This is a genomic window from Salmonella sp. FC25216, from assembly GCF_057751355.1.
Window position 1 is genome coordinate 457,551 of record NZ_JBDGON010000002.1, and the last position, 18,392, is coordinate 475,942.

The following is an 18,392-nucleotide window of genomic DNA, read 5'->3' on the forward strand; positions in this document are numbered from 1 at the left end:
CATAATGAAAAAGTATTTAATGCTATGGGGGCTGATGTTGAGTTTGCTCACACCTTCTGTGTGGGCCTTAACCCTGGAGGAGGCGCGCACGCAGGGCCGGGTAGGGGAAACGCTGAATGGTTATCTGGTGGCCTTAAAGAATGATGCCGAAACCCAGAAACTGGTGCTTGAGATTAATCACGCCCGTCGCGCCAGTTATCAGCAGTTAGCGGATAGCAATCATCTTCCCGTGGACGAGGTGGCGAAGATGGCCGGGCAAAAACTGGTTGAGCGCGCCAGGCCGGGAGAATATGTACAGGGAATTAATGGTAAATGGATGCGTAAATAACCGCTGTCTGACACCTTTTTCACCGCATAATGCATTTTTATATTGATAATCTCTGAACTTAGTCGTTTGCGCCGGAATTAGGATAGCCGTGCGGCGTCATCTCTGATGGAGTGTCTCGCATTCATATCCCGAAAAAAGCAATTTATGGACAATCTCAGTTGAGCTTCAAAACAGACATACGGAGGGCGTACTTAGATTAGCTAAACCAGAAACGCTCTTTCTATACTGTTGTCGGGTATCACTATTCGCGGGAGTAACCGGGTATGACATCTGAAAACTTATCTGCTGCCTGCCACTGTGGCAGCGTCGTGTTTACCGTTCAGCTTAGCGATGGCTTTCATACTGCCAGGCGCTGCAACTGTTCGTTTTGCCGGATGCGCGGGGCGGTGACGGTTTCTGCGCCGCTATCGGGCATTAAGGTGGTAAAGGGGCAGGATAAGCTTACCGAATATCGATTCAATACGGGCAAGGCGGTGCATTTTTTCTGTTCGGTATGCGGAATATATACTTTTCATCAGCGCCGATCCAATCCCAATCAATATGGGGTCAATGTGGCATGTATTGAAAATGTGTCGCCTTTTGATTTCGCCTGTGTTGACGTCAATGATGGGCTAACACATCCCAGCGATGGCGACAGTAAGGGCGTGATAGGATATTTGCGCTACGAACCGAAGACGTCACCTCCCGTCGAAACGGGAGGTGAAAATGTTTAGGCGGCCACCACGCTGTCAATCGCGGCTTTCGCATCGGACTGGGCTTTAGCCGCCACTTCCGGCCCGTAGGCGATGCCTTCGGCAAAGACAAAATTCACGTCGGTGATACCGATAAAACCAAGGAACACTTTCAGGTAAGGCGCAATCAAATCCGTCGGGGTGTCTTTATGGATACCGCCGCGGCTGGAGAGAACCACCGCGCGTTTGCCGGTTACCAGACCTTCCGGGCCTTTTTCAGTATAGCGGAAGGTGATACCGGCGCGGGCAATCAGATCAAAGTAGTTTTTAAGCTGCGTCGGGATATTGAAATTGTACATCGGTGCCGCAATAACGATGACGTCGTGGGCTTTCAGTTCAGCAATGAGTTCATCAGACAGTGCCAGGGCGTCCTGTTGACGTGGCGTTAAAGGCGCATCGCCCGGACGCATCGCGCCCACCAGCTCGCCATCCAGCACCGGAACAGGATTGGCCGCCAGATCGCGGACAGTAATTTCATCTGCGACGTGTTTTTCGCGCCATTGTTCAATAAAATAGTCAGTCAACAGACCAGACTGAGAGTACCCTGCCAGAATACTGGATTTAAGAACTAATACCTTGCTCATGGGTGTTTCCTTTTATGTGTTTGAAGGGGCGCGCCCCGTTGCTTGTTGACACTTTATTCACAAATATGTCGCAGGGATAGCGCAATATATCGAACCCTTTGTTCGAAATTATTGAACAACGCACAACAAGCCCCAATGTGGTACTCTATACCTATCATTTAAAACGATTTTAAACAGGCAGAATGCTGCCCAAGATCCTTATGACAGAACAATCTACGTTGACGCTTCAGGCGTTACAGCAGCGGCTGGATTCACTGATGCTGCGCGACCGACAGCGCTTTGCGCGCCGCCTGCATGGCGTGAAGAAAGTGAAAAATCCTGATGCGCAACAGGCCATTTACCAGGCGATGGCGAAAGAAATTGAACAGGCTGCGGCGCAAGTCGTCCTGCGCGAAGCGGCCCGGCCCTCAATTACTTATCCGCAAAATCTGCCTGTCAGCCAGAAGAAACAGGACATTCTGGAAGCTGTCCGCGACCATCAGGTGGTGATCGTCGCAGGGGAAACCGGTTCCGGTAAAACCACCCAGTTGCCGAAAATTTGTATGGAACTGGGGCGCGGAATTAAAGGACTTATTGGTCATACTCAGCCGCGCCGCCTGGCGGCGCGCACCGTCGCTAACCGTATTGCCGAAGAGCTGCAAACGGAGCCGGGCGGCTGCATCGGCTATAAAGTGCGTTTCAGCGATCATGTGAGTAGCAATACCATGGTCAAACTGATGACGGACGGTATCCTGCTGGCGGAAATCCAGCAGGACAGGCTATTGATGCAGTATGACACCATCATTATTGATGAAGCGCACGAACGTAGTCTGAATATTGACTTCTTGCTCGGCTATCTGAAAGAGCTTCTGCCGCGTCGTCCCGATCTGAAAGTGATTATTACCTCGGCGACCATCGACCCGGAACGCTTCTCGCGCCACTTTAATAACGCGCCGATTATCGAAGTCTCTGGCCGAACATATCCCGTAGAAGTCCGTTATCGCCCCATCGTTGAAGAAGCCGACGACACTGAACGCGATCAGTTACAGGCGATTTTCGACGCCGTTGATGAACTGGGGCGTGAAAGTCCCGGCGATATCCTGATTTTTATGAGTGGAGAACGGGAAATTCGCGATACCGCCGACGCCCTGAACAAGCTGAACTTACGGCATACCGAAGTGTTACCGCTGTACGCACGCTTGTCGAACAGCGAACAGAACCGCGTTTTCCAGTCGCACAGCGGACGCCGTATCGTGCTGGCGACTAACGTGGCGGAAACCTCGCTGACGGTGCCGGGTATCAAATACGTGATCGATCCTGGCACTGCGCGTATCAGCCGCTACAGCTACCGCACTAAAGTGCAGCGCCTGCCGATTGAACCGATCTCACAGGCTTCCGCCAACCAGCGTAAAGGGCGGTGTGGGCGCGTATCGGAAGGGATCTGCATTCGTTTGTATTCGGAAGATGACTTTCTGTCACGTCCGGAATTTACCGACCCGGAGATTCTGCGTACTAACCTGGCGTCAGTCATTTTGCAGATGACCGCCCTGGGGCTGGGTGATATTGCCGCCTTCCCGTTTGTCGAAGCGCCGGATAAGCGCAATATTCAGGATGGCGTGCGTTTGTTGGAAGAGTTGGGGGCGATTACCGCCGACGAACAGCAGACGGTGTATAAACTGACGCCGCTGGGCCGACAATTATCCCAGTTGCCGGTCGACCCGCGACTGGCGCGTATGGTTCTGGAAGCGCAAAAACATGGCTGTGTGCGCGAAGCGATGATCATCACTTCCGCGCTCTCTATTCAGGACCCGCGCGAACGTCCTGCGGATAAGCAGCAGGTTTCCGATGAGAAACACCGGCGCTTCCATGATAAAGAGTCCGATTTCCTGGCGTTTGTCAATCTGTGGAATTACCTCGGCGAGCAACAAAAGGCACTGTCGTCGAATCAATTCCGCCGTCTGTGTCGCACCGACTATCTAAACTATTTACGCGTGCGTGAGTGGCAGGATATCTATACCCAACTGCGTCAGGTGGTAAAAGAACTGGGGATTCCGGTAAACAGCCAACCAGCAGAGTATCGGGAAATTCACGTCGCGTTGTTAACGGGGCTGTTGTCGCATATCGGGATGAAAGATGCCGATAAGCAAGAGTACACCGGCGCGCGTAACGCCCGATTTTCTATTTTCCCCGGCTCCGGTTTATTCAAAAAATCGCCGAAATGGACGATGGTCGCAGAACTGGTGGAGACCAGCCGTTTGTGGGGGCGCATCGCTGCCCGCATTGAGTCAGAATGGGTAGAGCCGGTAGCCCAGCACCTGATTAAGCGCTCATATAGCGAACCGCACTGGGAGCGGGCGCAAGGCGCGGTGATGGCGACGGAAAAGGTCACTGTCTACGGTCTGCCGATTGTCGCCGCGCGCAAAGTGAATTACAGCCAGATTGACCCAACGTTGTGTCGCGAGTTGTTTATCCGCCATGCGCTGGTGGAGGGGGACTGGCAAACCCGCCATGCCTTCTTCCGTGAGAATCTAAAACTGCGTGCGGAAGTCGAGGAACTTGAGCACAAATCGCGCCGCCGCGATATCCTGGTGGATGACGATACCCTGTTTGATTTTTATGACCAGCGTATTAGCCATGACGTTATTTCCGCCCGCCACTTTGATAGTTGGTGGAAAAAAATCAGCCGCGAGACGCCGGACCTGCTCAACTTTGAAAAAAGTATGCTGATTAAAGAAGGCGCGGAAAAAATCAGCAAACTGGATTACCCGAACTTCTGGCATCAGGGCAATCTCAAGCTGCGTTTGAGCTATCAGTTTGAACCGGGCGCGGATGCTGACGGCGTGACCGTCCATATTCCGTTGCCGCTACTTAACCAGGTTGACGAGAGCGGTTTTGAATGGCAGATCCCAGGATTACGCCGTGAATTAGTTATCGCGTTGATTAAATCGCTGCCAAAACCGGTACGTCGTAACTTTGTTCCGGCGCCAAACTATGCTGAAGCGTTTTTAGGTCGCGTAACGCCGCTGGAGCTACCGCTGCTGGATGCGCTGGAGCGAGAACTGCGCCGGATGACTGGCGTCACGGTCGACCGGGAAGACTGGCATTGGGATCAGGTGCCCGACCATCTGAAAATCACGTTTCGCGTCGTGAATGACAAAAACAAGAAACTGCAGGAAGGGCGTTCGCTCGCCGAACTTAAAAATGCGCTGAAAGGTAAAGTGCAGGAGACGCTCTCAGCGGTGGCGGATGACGGCATCGAGCAGAGCGGGCTGCATATCTGGAGTTTCGGCGTGCTGCCGGAAAGCTACGAACAGAAACGCGGTAATTATAAAGTGAAGGCGTGGCCAGCGTTAGTGGATGAGCGTGACAGTGTCGCTATCAAATTGTTCGATAATCCGCTGGAACAACAACAGGCGATGTGGGGCGGTTTACGCCGTCTGCTGTTGCTCAATATTCCCTCACCGATTAAGTACCTGCATGAGAAATTGCCGAATAAAGCCAAACTGGGGCTGTACTTTAACCCGTACGGCAAAGTACTGGAGTTGATTGATGACTGTATCGCCTGTGGGGTAGATAAACTGATAGATGCCAACGGCGGGCCGGTGTGGAGCGAAGCAGGTTTCACCGCACTACATGAAAAGGTGCGTGCCGAGCTGAATGATACTGTGGTGGATATCGCGAAGCAGGTTGAGCAGATCCTGACGACCGTATTCAATATCAATAAGCGTCTGAAAGGGCGAGTGGATATGAGCATGGCGTTGGGGCTTTCCGATATCAAGGCGCAGATGAGCGGTCTGGTATACCGTGGTTTTGTGACTGGCAACGGCTTTACACGTCTCGGCGATACGCTGCGTTATCTGCAGGCAATTGAAAAGCGACTGGAGAAACTGGCGATCGATCCGCACCGCGATCGGGCGCAAATGCTGAAAGTCGAAAGCGTCCAGCAGGCGTGGCAACAATGGATAAACAAACTGCCTCCAGCGCGTCGCGAGGATGATGATGTCAAACAAATCCGTTGGATGATTGAAGAGCTGCGCGTCAGTTACTTCGCCCAACAGCTCGGTACGCCTTATCCTATTTCCGATAAGCGTATTTTACAGGCCATGGATCAAATTACGGCCTAAAAAGCCAGGCGACGACGTCTTTCAAAGAGATCCGGTACGAGTTCGCTAGCCTGTCAGGAACAAAAAGGAGGAATAATGAATACAAAGCCATTTCCGGTACTCTCCGGGGCAACATTGCTGGCGGTGAATACCGTCGGACAGTGGCTGGCGCAAAATGATTTTTCCGGCGAACAACCTTATTCGTCAGATTGCGTCGTCCTGGCGGGCAATGCGGTGATCCCCACTATCGACGCGGCTTGTCGCATCGCCAAAGCGCAGGGTGTTCCTTTACTGATTAGCGGCGGCATTGGTCATTCAACGCCGTTTTTGTACGCCGCGATCGCCCGGCATCCGCGCTACCACACTATTTGTACAACCGGACGCGCCGAAGCCGCTATCCTCGCTGATATTGCGAACCAGTTCTGGCATATTCCGGCTGAGAGAATTTGGCTGGAAGATCAGTCGACTAATTGCGGCGAAAATGCGCGTTTCTCCTGCGCATTGCTCCGTCAGGCGAAAGAAAACATTAACACGGCTATCGTTGTGCAAGACCCCACCATGCAGCGGCGCACTATTGCGACCTTCCGGCGCGTGACAAACGACGACACCGATGCGCCGCGCTGGCTGAGTTTTCCTGGTTTTGTTCCGGTACTGCGCCATTTTAATGGCGGTACAGGATTTACCGATGCTGAAGAGGGCGTCTGGACGGTAGAGCGTTATCTGTCTCTGATTGCGGGCGAATTGCCACGTTTGCGCGACGATGAAACGGGATATGGACCGCGCGGTAAAGATTTTATTATTCACGTAGATATCCCACGCGATGTTGAAACCGCGTGGCAGGTATTGCAGGCAGATACTACACTGCGCAGTGCGTTAGATCAGCGAGCGTTGTGCTAAAAATCGCCCGTTTGTGAGGGGGAACGGGCAAGTGCGACACCACCACCTCATAAATTTGATGAATTATTTATAAAAGCTGGTTATGTTGTCGCTTTACGGTTTTCATTCAGGACGCGTTATGGGCAATAAGTATTCCGGCCTGCAAATTGGCATTCACTGGTTAGTCTTTTTTCTGGTTATTGTGGCTTATGCCGCGATGGAGCTACGCGGTTTTGCGCCGCGTAGTTACCGACCCTGGTTTAATATGACGCACGTTTCATGTGGTATCACTATTTTGCTTTTAATGGTGGCGCGCTTGTTTATTCGGCTGAAATATCCCACGCCGCCCATTATTCCCCGTCCAACACCGATGATGACCGGAATGGCGCATTTGGGGCATCTGGTGATTTACCTGCTATTTATAGCGCTGCCTGTTATTGGTCTGGTGATGATGTATAACCGCGGCAATCCCTGGGTCGCATTTGGTATTGTCATGCCCCATGCCGCCGAAGCTAACTTCGAACGTGTGGATATGCTGAAATCCTGGCACGTCACGCTGGCGAATCTGGGCTATTTTGTTATTGGACTTCATGCCGTTGCTGCTCTGATACATCACTATTTCTGGAAAGACAATACGTTGTTACGGATGATGCCGCGTAAGCGTTCCTGAACCTTCCCTTTTATGGCGTTTGTCGCCGGGTCTGGTATTTCGATTAATTGCCGCTTTAGGCGAGCAGGGCATGTATCAGTGGGGATGGCGTATTCAGTACAGAAAACGCCTGCGTCTAACCGAGACCCGTGACGCAGGCGAAGGAGAACGGGTCTACATCGGAAGCGGGTATTATACTTATTTGTATGACAAATAAAATAAACAATTACTATCCCGTGATCCAATGTTTAATCAATGGGTTAAACCCACAAGATCGCGCTGTCCGACCGGGCGGAAGTGCCTACTCTTACGATGAACGTGGCGTGGTGGCGGAAAATAGCGCGACGGCGCCATGTTGCTCCAATGTCACCTTAGCGAAATGTTCGACCAACACGCTGCGTAACGTATCGGCTGAGTCATTGGTATTACTGAATATTCCTTTCTTGTTATAAACAGCCATCAATTTCTTGCCAAAAGCATTGTGAGGAACCTCTTTGCCCAGAATCGTGGCACCAAAAAGCGTGCCGCCGGGTTTAAGCGCCATACCGGCATTTTTAATTGCTTTCGCTTTTGTTGTCATCTCACCGGGTAAGCAGTGCAGAAGATAGTACATAGAAACAGAATCGAAGCGTCCGTGCCAGTCCGCCGGGAACGTGTCGAAAACATCATGTTGTAGCGTGGCGCGGATTTTCGTATTACCCACCCGGCTGGCGGCTATTTTCAGGCTATCCGGATTTAAATCCATCAGCGAAATGGCATGAGTCGCAGGCGCATGTTTCAGGTAATAACCTGTGCCTACGCCAATATCCAGGTGAGTCTCGCCCATGTGATGCAGGAAGAAAGGAAGTAGTCGCGTATCAGTAGGACACTTCCAGGCATATTTGTTTGAGATATTTAGTACCCACCAGTCATATAAGCTAAGCGTGAAGGGGTTATAGACTTTTGCGCCTGATTGTTGTGTATGCTTCATTGTTCTCTCACTAAATAATTTCGCAGTGGGATTAAAGCAACGAAGTAATCGTTAGGCAAGCATTAATCAGATGGGTGAGTAATTTAATACTCAGCATGAAATCGAGATCGTGAATTAAGCTGTTATCTGATTTTAAAGAAGGTCGAGGATAATGATTGCTGATGAGGGATATCGATGAGTCATATTATTATAAACCGATGATTAATAATCACTATCATTCACATATTAATCCTTGCGACAGCGACAATCCAATTAAATACAGGAGGAAAGTATTTATTCGCACATATAAAACGATTATTGCACATGTGTTGATATTTTAAACGTTATGATAAGATAGACATACCTATCCTGAGTTAATAAGGCAGTTAAATATTTCCTACCCGGAGGAGATATGATTGAGGTTTTTGACGCGTTTGCCTGGAGTTTACTGTTTGGCGGCCTGGCAGTGACTGTACTGTATATCACCGCACTGGATAGAAAACAATAATCATCGAATTTAACGCGCTTGTTGACCCGGTATTACAAATAATTGTACCTGAAATCTACCACTTCTGAAGCTTGCGATATTTTTCCATTCTGGCGGCAAGGGGTAATCCCGGCAGAAGTTGCCGCCGCTTATCAACCAGACACGATGGTGACGTTTTGAAAGCGTTGTTAGATTATCAATATATGTTTGATCGGCTTGCGCATAGAACAGAGAGCCAAATCCATAGGCGTTTGGTCTGCCTGATGTTCCATCTGCGTTAGGCGGTGTATAAAGAAACGTACGATAATCTCGTCTGTTATAATACACATAGCTTAAATAATCGAACATTTTACTGACTATCACGGCATCATTAGGTTGGTAGCGGGTGTTGATATAGTTTACCAGTGGCTTAAACTCATCTTTACGCGTAGGATTATTATGATATAAACCATAACCGAATAATAAAGTAAATACGAGAAAACAGAATCCACAAAACGCTTTTTTTACGCGGGTGAGCAATGCCGCGAGCAGGGGAGGAATGCTTAGCGATGAGAAGAAGAAATAACGATCGATAAATAATGGCATCCACCAGGAAATGAGAAATACCAGCGTCACAGGGATGACCAAATTACAAAATAATATCAGCCGATATCTTTCATTTTCTCCGTTGCATAAAGATATTCGCCCCACAGTACCGATAAAACTTCCCGCCGCCAGCCACAGAATGATCGCCGGAAAATCCTGTCCGTTGTTTCCGGTAAAAAAATGCCAGTACATAGCAGGCAGATCACGCCATGTTATGGGTGCAATCCAACCGATATCATTACCGGCTCTCAACTGCGCCATATGAGTCAATAAATTAAACAATACGGGCAACCAGGGGAGATAAACTACAGCAATCGCCAGGTTAGCAAACCACCAGCCAGGAAGTTTAAGGTAGCAGGTCGTTTTATGGCTCTGGCAGGATAATATTGTTACTGCGATCCAGTGGGCAATAAGTACAAATATGGTGAAATAATGGGTATAAAAGCTGAATGTCATGAGCAAAGCATACGCTACAAGATAGCGATTATTTACGGGTGTTTTTACCCACATCATCAGTGCTAACGCGGCAGCGAGCGTTAGCATTCCTAATAACGCGTACATGCGCGTTTCCTGACTGTAATGTACTGCCATCGGCATCAAGGCCACGAACCATCCCGCCAATAACGCTGTACGTTCATTCGCCAGCCAGCGTGTAAGTGCGATAACCAACGCAACTGTCAGAATCCCAAAAAGTAGACTGAGAGAGCGTACCGCTGTAATGCTGTCACCCAATAATATCATCCAGTCATGTAGTAACAGATAATAAAGCGGAGGATGCACGTCAAAAGCGGCATGGAAGAGCAGGCTATCTACATTATGGCGACTAATAAGCACGCTGGACGCTTCGTCACACCAAAGGTAGCGGTCAGTTAAAAACAACAACCGTATAATGACGGAGAACATGACAATGAGACGAACATGATATTTATACTTTATTTTTCTTAACCCATTACCGGGCTCCCATATTGATAGTTGTGGTAGCGCCATGAATATCCTCAATGGAGTAAGACTCAGACCAGGATAGATACCTAACGCAATAATGTAGGGTAAAACCTTAACCAACAATAAATAAAAATAACTTTGCTAATAGTCAGAGATGAATTAATCAGAATAACACTGTTCAACTCAGTAATCCTGAGCGTAATGGCGAAGCAATCTACGTTCCAAAAATCGGGTTAAACTGACAATAAAGGTAACGCCTGTAAGATACACTACGGCAGCAAAAAGGTAAGCATGGAAGAATTTAAAATTAGTTGCAGCAACTTCCTGAATTCGCGCGAAAAATTCTGTATATTGGATAAGAAAAACGATGGTGCTGTCTTTAAGATTATTAATCACCTGATTAGTTAAGGCTGGAATGGAAGACAGCAGTACCTGAGGCAGTATAATCCACAAAAAGACCTGCCGTTTGTTAAAACCCTGAACGATTGCCGCCTCAGTTTCATATTTATTCAATGCGTTATAGGCAGTTGTCATATACGCGGCATTATATGCGCCGACATTTAGGGTAAACCCTGTTACTGCTACGGTAAAAGAGGACAGGTGAATGCCCAATTGAGGTAAACCATAATAGATAACAAACAAAATAAGAATGAGTGGCGTACCGATAAAGAAATCCATGTACATCAGAGTTATGGCTTTTACCGCTGGTCGATGGCTAAGGCTCAGAAAAAAAATGATAATTCCCCACAAAAATCCAGTGATGGAAACGATCAGCGCAAGTTTACAGGTTTCTTTAATACCGTCCACAACAAGTGGAAGCTGTTCAGCCAGGTCATTAAAGAAGAGAGACCAGCCAGCGATCATAGTTGTGCCTCGCTAAAAAAACAGTGAATATCCGGATCTGTTTCTCGTGAGGCAAGATCGGAAAAAGCGCCTTCAGCCCGAATTTTACCATGATTAAGAAACGTTACGTCATTGCTTAATAACCTGGCGAGACGAATATCATGGGTGACGCATAATATCGTGACGCCATTGTCATGAAGTTGTTTGATCAACATCCCGACCTCACGAGTCATGAGCGGATCAAGTGCAGACGTCGGCTCATCGAAAATAATGAGTTCGGGGTCGGTGACCATTGTGCGGACCAGGGCCACACGCTGTTGTTGTCCGCCTGATAACTGCGAAGGATATTTCGCGCTATGTGAGGCCATGTCAAGTTTTTGTAGCTCATGTAAGGCTTTCTCCCGGGCTAGCTGTCCGGGCATATCAAACACTTTGCATAGGGCAAGGGTAATATTATCTATGACATTAAGATGACGATATAAAGCGTAGTTCTGGAAGACACAACCGACTTTTTTTCTGAACTCAAGAATATTAAATTCTTTGTCATAAACATTCCTTCCGTGAAAGTAAATATTACCATAATCAGGATTTTCCAGTCGAACCAGACAGCGTAAAAGCGTGGTTTTTCCACATCCGGATGGCCCCATAATAACTTTCATTTCTCCAGGTTCAATTTTCAGGCTAACCGTATCAAGAACCTTTTTTCCTGAGTATTCTTTGCTTATTTTTTTTAGTTCTATTAAAGCCATGTATATCACCTCTATTTTTTTTTGCTTCAACTAATGCGATACTTTTTCGCAAAGAATCCAGCCAGAAGAACAAAAATTTTATAAACAATGAAATATAAGACCGCTGCAAGAGTATATATCTGTAACCCGTTCAGAGTGATGGCTGTCAAAGACATTGCCTGCTTCGTTATCTCAGAAATACCCACGGTATAAGCAAAGGGCGTCGCTTTTAATACAGAAGAAAATTCATTGATAATGCCAGGTACGGAAAAGCGCAGCATCTGTGGTAGTTCAATGTTTATTATAATCTGTAACCGACTCAATCCGGCTACTTTCGCTGCCGTAATTTCAAATGGCTCAACTAATTTAAGGGCCCCTCTAAACACCTCTGCAAGGTAACTCCCGCTGATTAAGCCGACGCTGAGATTCATAGCCAACAGGGGCGAAACATATATACCAATCGATGACAATCCAAAATAAACAAGAAAAACAGCAATAAGTATAGGAATTCCCCGAACAGTAAACACCAGTATGTCGAGTATCTTCTGTAATGGGAGGGGGGATAGTCGCCGTAATACGGCGACTGTAAGCCCGGTAAAAAACGCTGAGAAAAAACATGTGAATGTTACAAGCAGCGTATTACCAATTCCTTCCAGTAAGAAATAAAAGGTAGTCAATATGTTACTTGATGACATAGCTTACTATTTCATCCATTTGTCGACAATGCCAGATATTTTTTGTGGCCCCTGTTCTTTAAGCCATAAGTTAAAATCATCGCGTACTGGAGAACCTTTCTTAAAGGCAATGCCAAGTTGATCAACATTCTTGAAAACATAACGACTTTCTATCGGCATCTTTTGCTTGTTTTTGAGGGTAAAATAAACCGGCTCCTCTATGAATGCCAGATCAAGATTACCATTTTTTAAATCAGCCACCGTCTCATTATATGTTGGATACAATTTTACTTTACTTAACGAGTAGTATCCTTTGGGCTCCAGATCGTTTTTGATAATGTCGGAGTAAGCCATTCCGCGAGGGTATCCAATAGAATACTTATTTAATTCATGCAAGTTATTGAGGGTTATTTTATGATTGGCCATACTGACCAGATAAAAAGAGTTGATGTAATAAGGATCAGAAAAATCAATAACTTTCTTTCGTTTATCAGTGATTGAAATTCCCGAAAATGCTACATCTGCCTGACCACTTGCTACTGCGCCAAGCATTCCATCCCAGGCATATTCGGTGATGTTTAGCTTACAATGCCGTGACTGACAGTAAGACGAAAAAAGCTCCAGATCTATCCCCTGTAATTTGCCATCAGCGTTTTTAAATAACATGGGGGGAGAAGCCGGTGATACTGCGACGTTGAGTGTTTTCCCTTCAACGACGCTATCAGCAAAAGCTGAAGATGACATTATTCCTAACACTATCATTGATAAGATGAATTTTTTGTATAACATGCTATCTATTCTCCTGTAGTAAGGTAATACGTATTATAAATTAAGTATTAGGGAGCGAGCCTGACATTTGTAGGCGTAAAGTACACAACGTTATGTATTTCATTGCTTATGACTAAACTGATGATAACTAATTTAATCAGGAGGAATGATGGTAATAATCAAAGAGGAAGAGGTAAATATACTATGATATATCAATTGGATATAAACACAGAAAATCTGTGATAAAGATACCATCGACATTAGCACACTGGACATAGTTTATGCTCCATTTACGTATACATATTTACATGATAAGCCGATAAGTACTTTAGTGACGGTATCTTTAATGTCTCTAATTATCATCTTATCACTCTATCCCCGGCCAATATAAAGACTTATCCTTGCCTGTCAAATACATTTTTTGAGCTGGATTGATTTGCCCGCTATCTATATCTGTAAGAGTATAAATTATTTATCATATCAGCAAGCGAAACCAAAGTAAGATACCAGTCTATGTTGTTATGATTATCAAAGCGTTAATTTGTTTTAATCGATAATAATTTTCATTCAGAAACTTCTGAATATATACTGTTGTGGGTATAAAATTCTTAAATTAACATTGTATATCTTATGTAAACATACATGCGATTAATAAATCCAGAGTTGAAACCCCCTTCAGGATATAAATGGCAATATAGATGCTTTTTCATTAAGTTATCTTGCCAATGGTTAAGACAGTAACATTTTTGCTGGTTTCAACCATTTTAATCGCCTTCACAATCCATTAATCGTCTTATTATTATCATGGTAATTAAAATGAACCCTCAATGACTCATGGTCTGAGTGAAAAGAAAATTCTACATAGCATATGTATTGCGTATAATGGGTTTCGATACCCCTAATAATTGCCATGACCAATGATATGTATCTCAACCGCTTTTGTTATTTACTCCTGATCTCCGCCGTGGTCGGAAGCATTTTTACATCGCATCCCATCGTGATGTGGTTCCTGCTCGCCAACGTGATGACGCTGATGATCTACGGTATGGACAAAATGGCGGCACGTAAGGCCTGGCGCAGAGTGCCGGAATCCACTTTGCTGGTTTTTGGAGTTATCGGTGGGTGGCCTGGTGCTATTGTTGGCCAACAACTTTTCCGTCATAAAACGCAAAAGCAGCCATTCAAAACATATTTCATCGTCAGTGTGATAGTGAGTATTTCAGTTATAGCGGCGATTTATCAACTCTATCCATTTTTGTCTTACTGAACACAGGCTATTATGTGACCAATCGCCAGCAAAGATAACATCCTATTCTCGTGCTACTGGTGTTATGACATTGAACAACGTTTCACGCATGGCATACAGTAGCAGATGAAATATTTATTTTATTCGTTAGAATAATGATTAACTATAAAACTTTCTAGCATTATGGCAAAACAATGATGAACCTCCTGGGTTGGATGGACATAGTCATTAAAAACGTATTGCGGACATATATCTAGTCGGGGATCTTTAGTTCCAGGAATATGCACATAGCCATGGTGAGTAAAAGGATTTTCCGTATCATAACCAATACCATTAGCCACATCGGTTATCTGCTTAAATGCATCGGTGGTCTCAAAATAACATATCTTATGCTGTGGATATTTTTCTTTTAATTCTTCAATATAATTTTTTAGCAGGGCATTGTGAGCGATACTATCATCCTTAAGTTTTCTTTTGTCATCAGAATGTTTGCCATAAGGTGTCGAAGACAAATTTGGAATTCCCATAACCAGAACATTATTAACTCCGCCGGAAATTACTTTTTCAATATCATCAATTTGTTGCTCAACAATCTCTGCTACATTATCTTTGTGTAGTGTCATATAGTCGTTGGGGCCCAATAGAAATATGACCAGGTCCTGGTGGGAAGGGGTGTAAGATGCAACTTGCCTGTCCGTATTTGATACAAAGTCGCCTATGCAATTAAAGCATGAATAGCTTGCTGATGTACTTCCTCCTTCGGCAAAATTAATCATCTCCTTACTTAAAAATAGAGGAGATGATAAAAACTCAGGCCAGGTAAATCCATTAGTGAACCTTCCTTCATAGTATTGACCATAGGAAGGTAAGATATGATGTGTTTTTTCAAACATACGCCCCATCGAGTCAGATAAACTGTCCCCAAAAATCACAAATCTGGTAATATCGCCCAAAGAAATATTTTTTTCCTTCGGGTATAATTTATTGATTTCTTTGGCAAGACCAAAGGCTTCCGGATGACATTCAACCTCAATAGATAAAATAATTAAACCGTTATCATCCTTAATAATCAATTCATCGGCATGCTCCTGTGATTCTATAATAAACTGTTCCTTACATCCCTGAGAGGCTAATTCACGGAGCTTGATGTATGCTCCGCGAACCTGTACCGCTGTTAAATTAAGCTCCTGATAGTGGTAAAGTTGAAAGATACATTCGAGTGCCTCTGCATGGTATGTGGAGAAGAAATATGCTTTTATTTTTTCCCACAAATTCATTTCCGGAAGGCGTGAACTCTCTTTTATAGCGCCAAATTTTTCAGCGCTGATAGAAGATTTGAAATAACCCTGTCCAACACTGAATGGCATTGTGTCCTCCTTATTCTATACTAAGATTAGATAAAATACTTTAGCAAAAACATTAGTTAGCAAATATGAGTAAAAAAAGTAATCAGGTGAATGCTGTATATTGAATTGCTGAGAGCTCTATGTAGCCATAAATTTTACAAGATCTTAGCTCGACGCTTATTGCTTTCTTACTAATTGAGTTGGTCTGGCAGATGGTTACATTTAATAAAGAAAAATATATTCAGTGCGTATTATTTTTTATGAAAGTAAATATATCATCAACAACCTGATGTTAATGTCAGGTGCATATTATCTGATTGCTATCATTATCGAGTGTGAGCCTGGTTAAGGAAAATATTTAAAAAAGTATGCATTTTTGATTTTAGTGTGCTGGCGTGAGCACGAGCTGGCTTGATACTCAGGAATGGCGAGCCGTTTATAGGCTTAGCATTCGCCTGTTATTACTAACTTGTTGTTTTTTACATGATTTTTAAACTCTATTTTTATAGTCAATATTTTAAAGTGGGTTAACTATAATGAGTGATGATTCGATCATTAAAAACTCTTCGATGCTTTTGGCCTATTTAGGTGGTTTGGGGTGGGGAAGCGCCTATTTTTATGGGTGGGGAGTCTCCGCGTACTATGGTTTCCCATGGTGGTATGTAGGCGTTGGTCCCGACAACATTGCTCGAAGTTTATTCCACGCTATTAGCCTGATGGCTATATTTATAGTGGCATGGGGGATTGGTATTTTATTGTTTTTTGTAGTAAAGCGAAAAGCACACATTAATGATCTTAGCTTTCTACGTCTTTTTTTAGCTGCGGTTTTGTTCTTTATTCCAATTGTTATTGAGTTCTCTATCTTAAGAAAGTCATTTTTGTGGGAGCTTTTTTTTATCGTTTTACTGGTGGCCCTATGTTTATCGGTGGGTATGCGGTTTTACAGTAAACTGCTACCAGTAATTTGTTTTACTCAACTAAGTTGGGTGCGAAGACATTGTTTTACCATAATTATGGTGGGGTTTATTATATACTTTTGGATGTTTTCTTTTTTTGTTGGGCTTTATAAGCCGCAATTAAAGAAAGAATACGAAATGATATTATATGATGGCGGCTGGTACTACGTATTGGCCAGATATCATGATAGTTTTGTTTTGTCGAAGTCGTTTACTAAAAATAATAACAGATTTATTATCTTTAGGCCAGAAGATGGGCTCTCTTATGAAATTGCGTTGGTAAAAGTTAGACTTTAATAAAAGGATTGTCCGGGGGAGGGCATGAGCTGATTCCAGGGCTTCCTACAGAAGAGATTAGGGGAAGCACTGTGATCGAACGGCTGCTGCCGCCCGTGAGATCAATCTTTACGGATCTCAGCTCTATGCCTGACGCAGAACAGCAGCGTCAGACAACGCCCCCTGAGCGCGAAAGGCTGTTGTTATGACAAGGCGTGTGCGGAAAGCGTCTTCCACTCACTGAACATGACGGGTATCAGGTACTAACTTGCTGATTTTGATCATCATCTCATACTGTCCTGGTAGCTATGGGGCATCGATGGGGCAAAACCGGACAGCTTCTGATTTAACGTTGCGATCTGGTCAGAACTGCTGTCAGCCATCCACGCCCCGTACACGGCGCGTTTGCATGACCCATCTGGCTGGCAATAAAGCTCGGGTTTTCTGCGAAAAAATGGATAACGCGCACACCGGGATATCGTGAAGTAAAAGTGACCGATAGTGGTAGAGTTACATTTTTTCGACTGTTTGATCTGAAAGTAATCTGAGTCCAATCTTGTATGTATTCTGTTAGCACAAGCCACCAGAGTGGATTTATGCTTAATAACGTATTTTAAAAATATATCCTTAACGTCTTTCATAATATCACCTGTTAAATAGTGACCACGTCATCCTTACTGTTGCGGTATCCTTTATTACAGGTAATAACCGTCATTCATTGCCGACTGGTGCGTAAATAAAAAAATGTGTTGTCAAATCGAATTTCCCTTTCAAATCCTGATCGTATTCCCTTCTGGAAAACAGAGCTGATTTCACCCGGCATTAACTGTGTACGCCAGCCGGGCATCACATCATTAAAAAGAAACTTTGGCGTTTATTTTCTGCGGCCTGAAAAAGTTCCTCGCGTGCTGGATTGCGCTGAAGGTGAACTGATTTTTAAGATATTTGTCAATAAGTTATAACATATTGATTTTTATATTATCTTTTATTTTACAATTACATAAAAAAATTGATAGTATACCCCCCTATAGTATACGGAGGGCGTATGCCGCATTCACCTGAAGATAAAAAACGTATTCTTACCCGTGTTCGTCGTATTCGCGGGCAGGTCGAAGCGCTGGAGCGGGCGCTTGAGTCCGGCGAGCCTTGTCTGGCGATTTTGCAACAGATTGCCGCCGTGCGCGGCGCGTCTAATGGCCTGATGAGTGAAATGGTTGAAATCCACCTGAAAGATGAGCTGGTCAGCGGGGAAACCACGCCAGATCAGCGCGCTGTTCGGATGGCGGAAATCGGCCATCTCCTTCGCGCTTATCTAAAATAACAATTTCCCTCACCGTAACAG

At 45.1% G+C, this 18,392-nt stretch carries 16 protein-coding genes and 2 pseudogenes; 9 read left to right on the forward strand and 9 right to left on the reverse strand.

Annotation, left to right across the window (positions count from 1 at the left end):
• The first annotated feature begins 4 nt into the window (after positions 1–4).
• The gene (locus AC3G3F_RS05595) at positions 5–328 is read left to right on the forward strand and encodes a YdbL family probable chaperone protein (protein ID WP_079796369.1); all 324 of its coding nucleotides are present in this window, start codon (positions 5–7) and stop codon (positions 326–328) included.
• A gap of 263 nt (positions 329–591) precedes the next feature.
• Complete coding sequence (locus tag AC3G3F_RS05600) at positions 592–1,041, forward strand: GFA family protein (protein WP_088733942.1); 450 nt, start codon at positions 592–594, stop codon at positions 1,039–1,041.
• Here the strand turns inward: AC3G3F_RS05600 and azoR are convergent.
• Positions 1,038–1,643 carry an FMN-dependent NADH-azoreductase gene (azoR, locus tag AC3G3F_RS05605; RefSeq protein WP_000048918.1) on the reverse strand — a complete coding sequence of 202 codons (606 nt, stop codon included), beginning with the start codon at positions 1,641–1,643 and terminating at the stop codon, positions 1,038–1,040. The genes AC3G3F_RS05600 and azoR overlap by 4 nt on opposite strands.
• Positions 1,644–1,843: 200 nt before the next feature.
• Here azoR and hrpA point away from each other — a divergent pair, with 200 nt between their 5' ends.
• The 3 genes from hrpA to cybB all read left to right on the forward strand — a co-directional run bounded on the left by hrpA (position 1,844) and on the right by cybB (position 7,271).
• Complete coding sequence (gene hrpA, locus AC3G3F_RS05610; RefSeq protein WP_488394610.1) at positions 1,844–5,746, forward strand: ATP-dependent RNA helicase HrpA; 3,903 nt, start codon at positions 1,844–1,846, stop codon at positions 5,744–5,746.
• Positions 5,747–5,821: 75 nt separating this feature from the next.
• A complete protein-coding gene (locus AC3G3F_RS05615; RefSeq protein WP_023249455.1) occupies positions 5,822–6,622 on the forward strand; it encodes a YdcF family protein in 801 nt (266 codons plus the stop codon).
• Between the two features lie 118 nt (positions 6,623–6,740).
• Complete coding sequence (cybB, locus tag AC3G3F_RS05620; protein ID WP_023249454.1) at positions 6,741–7,271, forward strand: cytochrome b561; 531 nt, start codon at positions 6,741–6,743, stop codon at positions 7,269–7,271.
• Positions 7,272–7,557: 286 nt separating this feature from the next.
• On the opposite strand, the gene AC3G3F_RS05625 is transcribed toward cybB, so the two are convergent.
• The 6 genes from AC3G3F_RS05625 to AC3G3F_RS05650 form a co-directional block, all read right to left on the reverse strand.
• Entirely contained in the window at positions 7,558–8,220 is a 663-nt protein-coding gene (locus AC3G3F_RS05625) for a class I SAM-dependent methyltransferase (RefSeq protein ID WP_053509767.1), read from the reverse strand.
• A 496-nt stretch (positions 8,221–8,716) separates the two neighbouring features.
• Positions 8,717–10,258: a glycosyltransferase family 39 protein gene (locus AC3G3F_RS05630; RefSeq protein WP_053509765.1), complete on the reverse strand. Its 1,542-nt coding sequence runs from the start codon at positions 10,256–10,258 to the stop codon at positions 8,717–8,719.
• A gap of 138 nt (positions 10,259–10,396) precedes the next feature.
• Positions 10,397–11,077, reverse strand: coding sequence for an amino acid ABC transporter permease (locus AC3G3F_RS05635; RefSeq protein ID WP_085347881.1), 681 nt, complete (start codon positions 11,075–11,077; stop codon positions 10,397–10,399).
• Positions 11,074–11,805, reverse strand: a complete 732-nt coding sequence (locus tag AC3G3F_RS05640) for an amino acid ABC transporter ATP-binding protein (RefSeq protein WP_023249449.1) — start codon at positions 11,803–11,805, stop codon at positions 11,074–11,076. The genes AC3G3F_RS05635 and AC3G3F_RS05640 overlap by 4 nt, the downstream gene beginning before the upstream one ends.
• Positions 11,806–11,831: 26 nt before the next feature.
• Positions 11,832–12,479 (reverse strand): amino acid ABC transporter permease, encoded by a 648-nt coding sequence (locus AC3G3F_RS05645; RefSeq protein WP_079796371.1) that lies wholly within the window; start codon positions 12,477–12,479, stop codon positions 11,832–11,834.
• A 6-nt stretch (positions 12,480–12,485) separates the two neighbouring features.
• Positions 12,486–13,247 (reverse strand): transporter substrate-binding domain-containing protein, encoded by a 762-nt coding sequence (locus AC3G3F_RS05650; RefSeq protein WP_053509763.1) that lies wholly within the window; start codon positions 13,245–13,247, stop codon positions 12,486–12,488.
• Between the two features lie 901 nt (positions 13,248–14,148).
• Between AC3G3F_RS05650 and AC3G3F_RS05655 the strand changes: the two genes are divergently transcribed.
• Complete coding sequence (locus AC3G3F_RS05655) at positions 14,149–14,493, forward strand: DUF1294 domain-containing protein (protein WP_053529097.1); 345 nt, start codon at positions 14,149–14,151, stop codon at positions 14,491–14,493.
• A gap of 119 nt (positions 14,494–14,612) precedes the next feature.
• Here the strand turns inward: AC3G3F_RS05655 and AC3G3F_RS05660 are convergent, their stop codons facing one another.
• Positions 14,613–15,839 (reverse strand): type III secretion system effector, encoded by a 1,227-nt coding sequence (locus tag AC3G3F_RS05660; protein WP_079796373.1) that lies wholly within the window; start codon positions 15,837–15,839, stop codon positions 14,613–14,615.
• Between the two features lie 515 nt (positions 15,840–16,354).
• Between AC3G3F_RS05660 and AC3G3F_RS05665 the strand changes: the two genes are divergently transcribed.
• Positions 16,355–17,071, forward strand: a complete 717-nt coding sequence (locus tag AC3G3F_RS05665) for a hypothetical protein (protein WP_070789014.1) — start codon at positions 16,355–16,357, stop codon at positions 17,069–17,071.
• Positions 17,072–17,334: 263 nt separating this feature from the next.
• On the opposite strand, the pseudogene AC3G3F_RS05670 reads toward AC3G3F_RS05665, so the two are convergent.
• A pseudogene (locus AC3G3F_RS05670) lies at positions 17,335–17,492 on the reverse strand (integrase); the annotation flags it as partial.
• Here AC3G3F_RS05670 and AC3G3F_RS05675 point away from each other — a divergent pair.
• Together AC3G3F_RS05675 and AC3G3F_RS05680 are read left to right on the forward strand one after the other, a co-directional pair.
• Positions 17,491–17,598: pseudogene (locus AC3G3F_RS05675) on the forward strand (transcriptional regulator); the annotation flags it as partial. The pseudogenes AC3G3F_RS05670 and AC3G3F_RS05675 overlap by 2 nt on opposite strands.
• Before the next feature lie 497 nt (positions 17,599–18,095).
• Positions 18,096–18,371, forward strand: coding sequence for a metal/formaldehyde-sensitive transcriptional repressor (locus tag AC3G3F_RS05680; RefSeq protein WP_001120770.1), 276 nt, complete (start codon positions 18,096–18,098; stop codon positions 18,369–18,371).
• Positions 18,372–18,392: the final 21 nt, after the last annotated feature.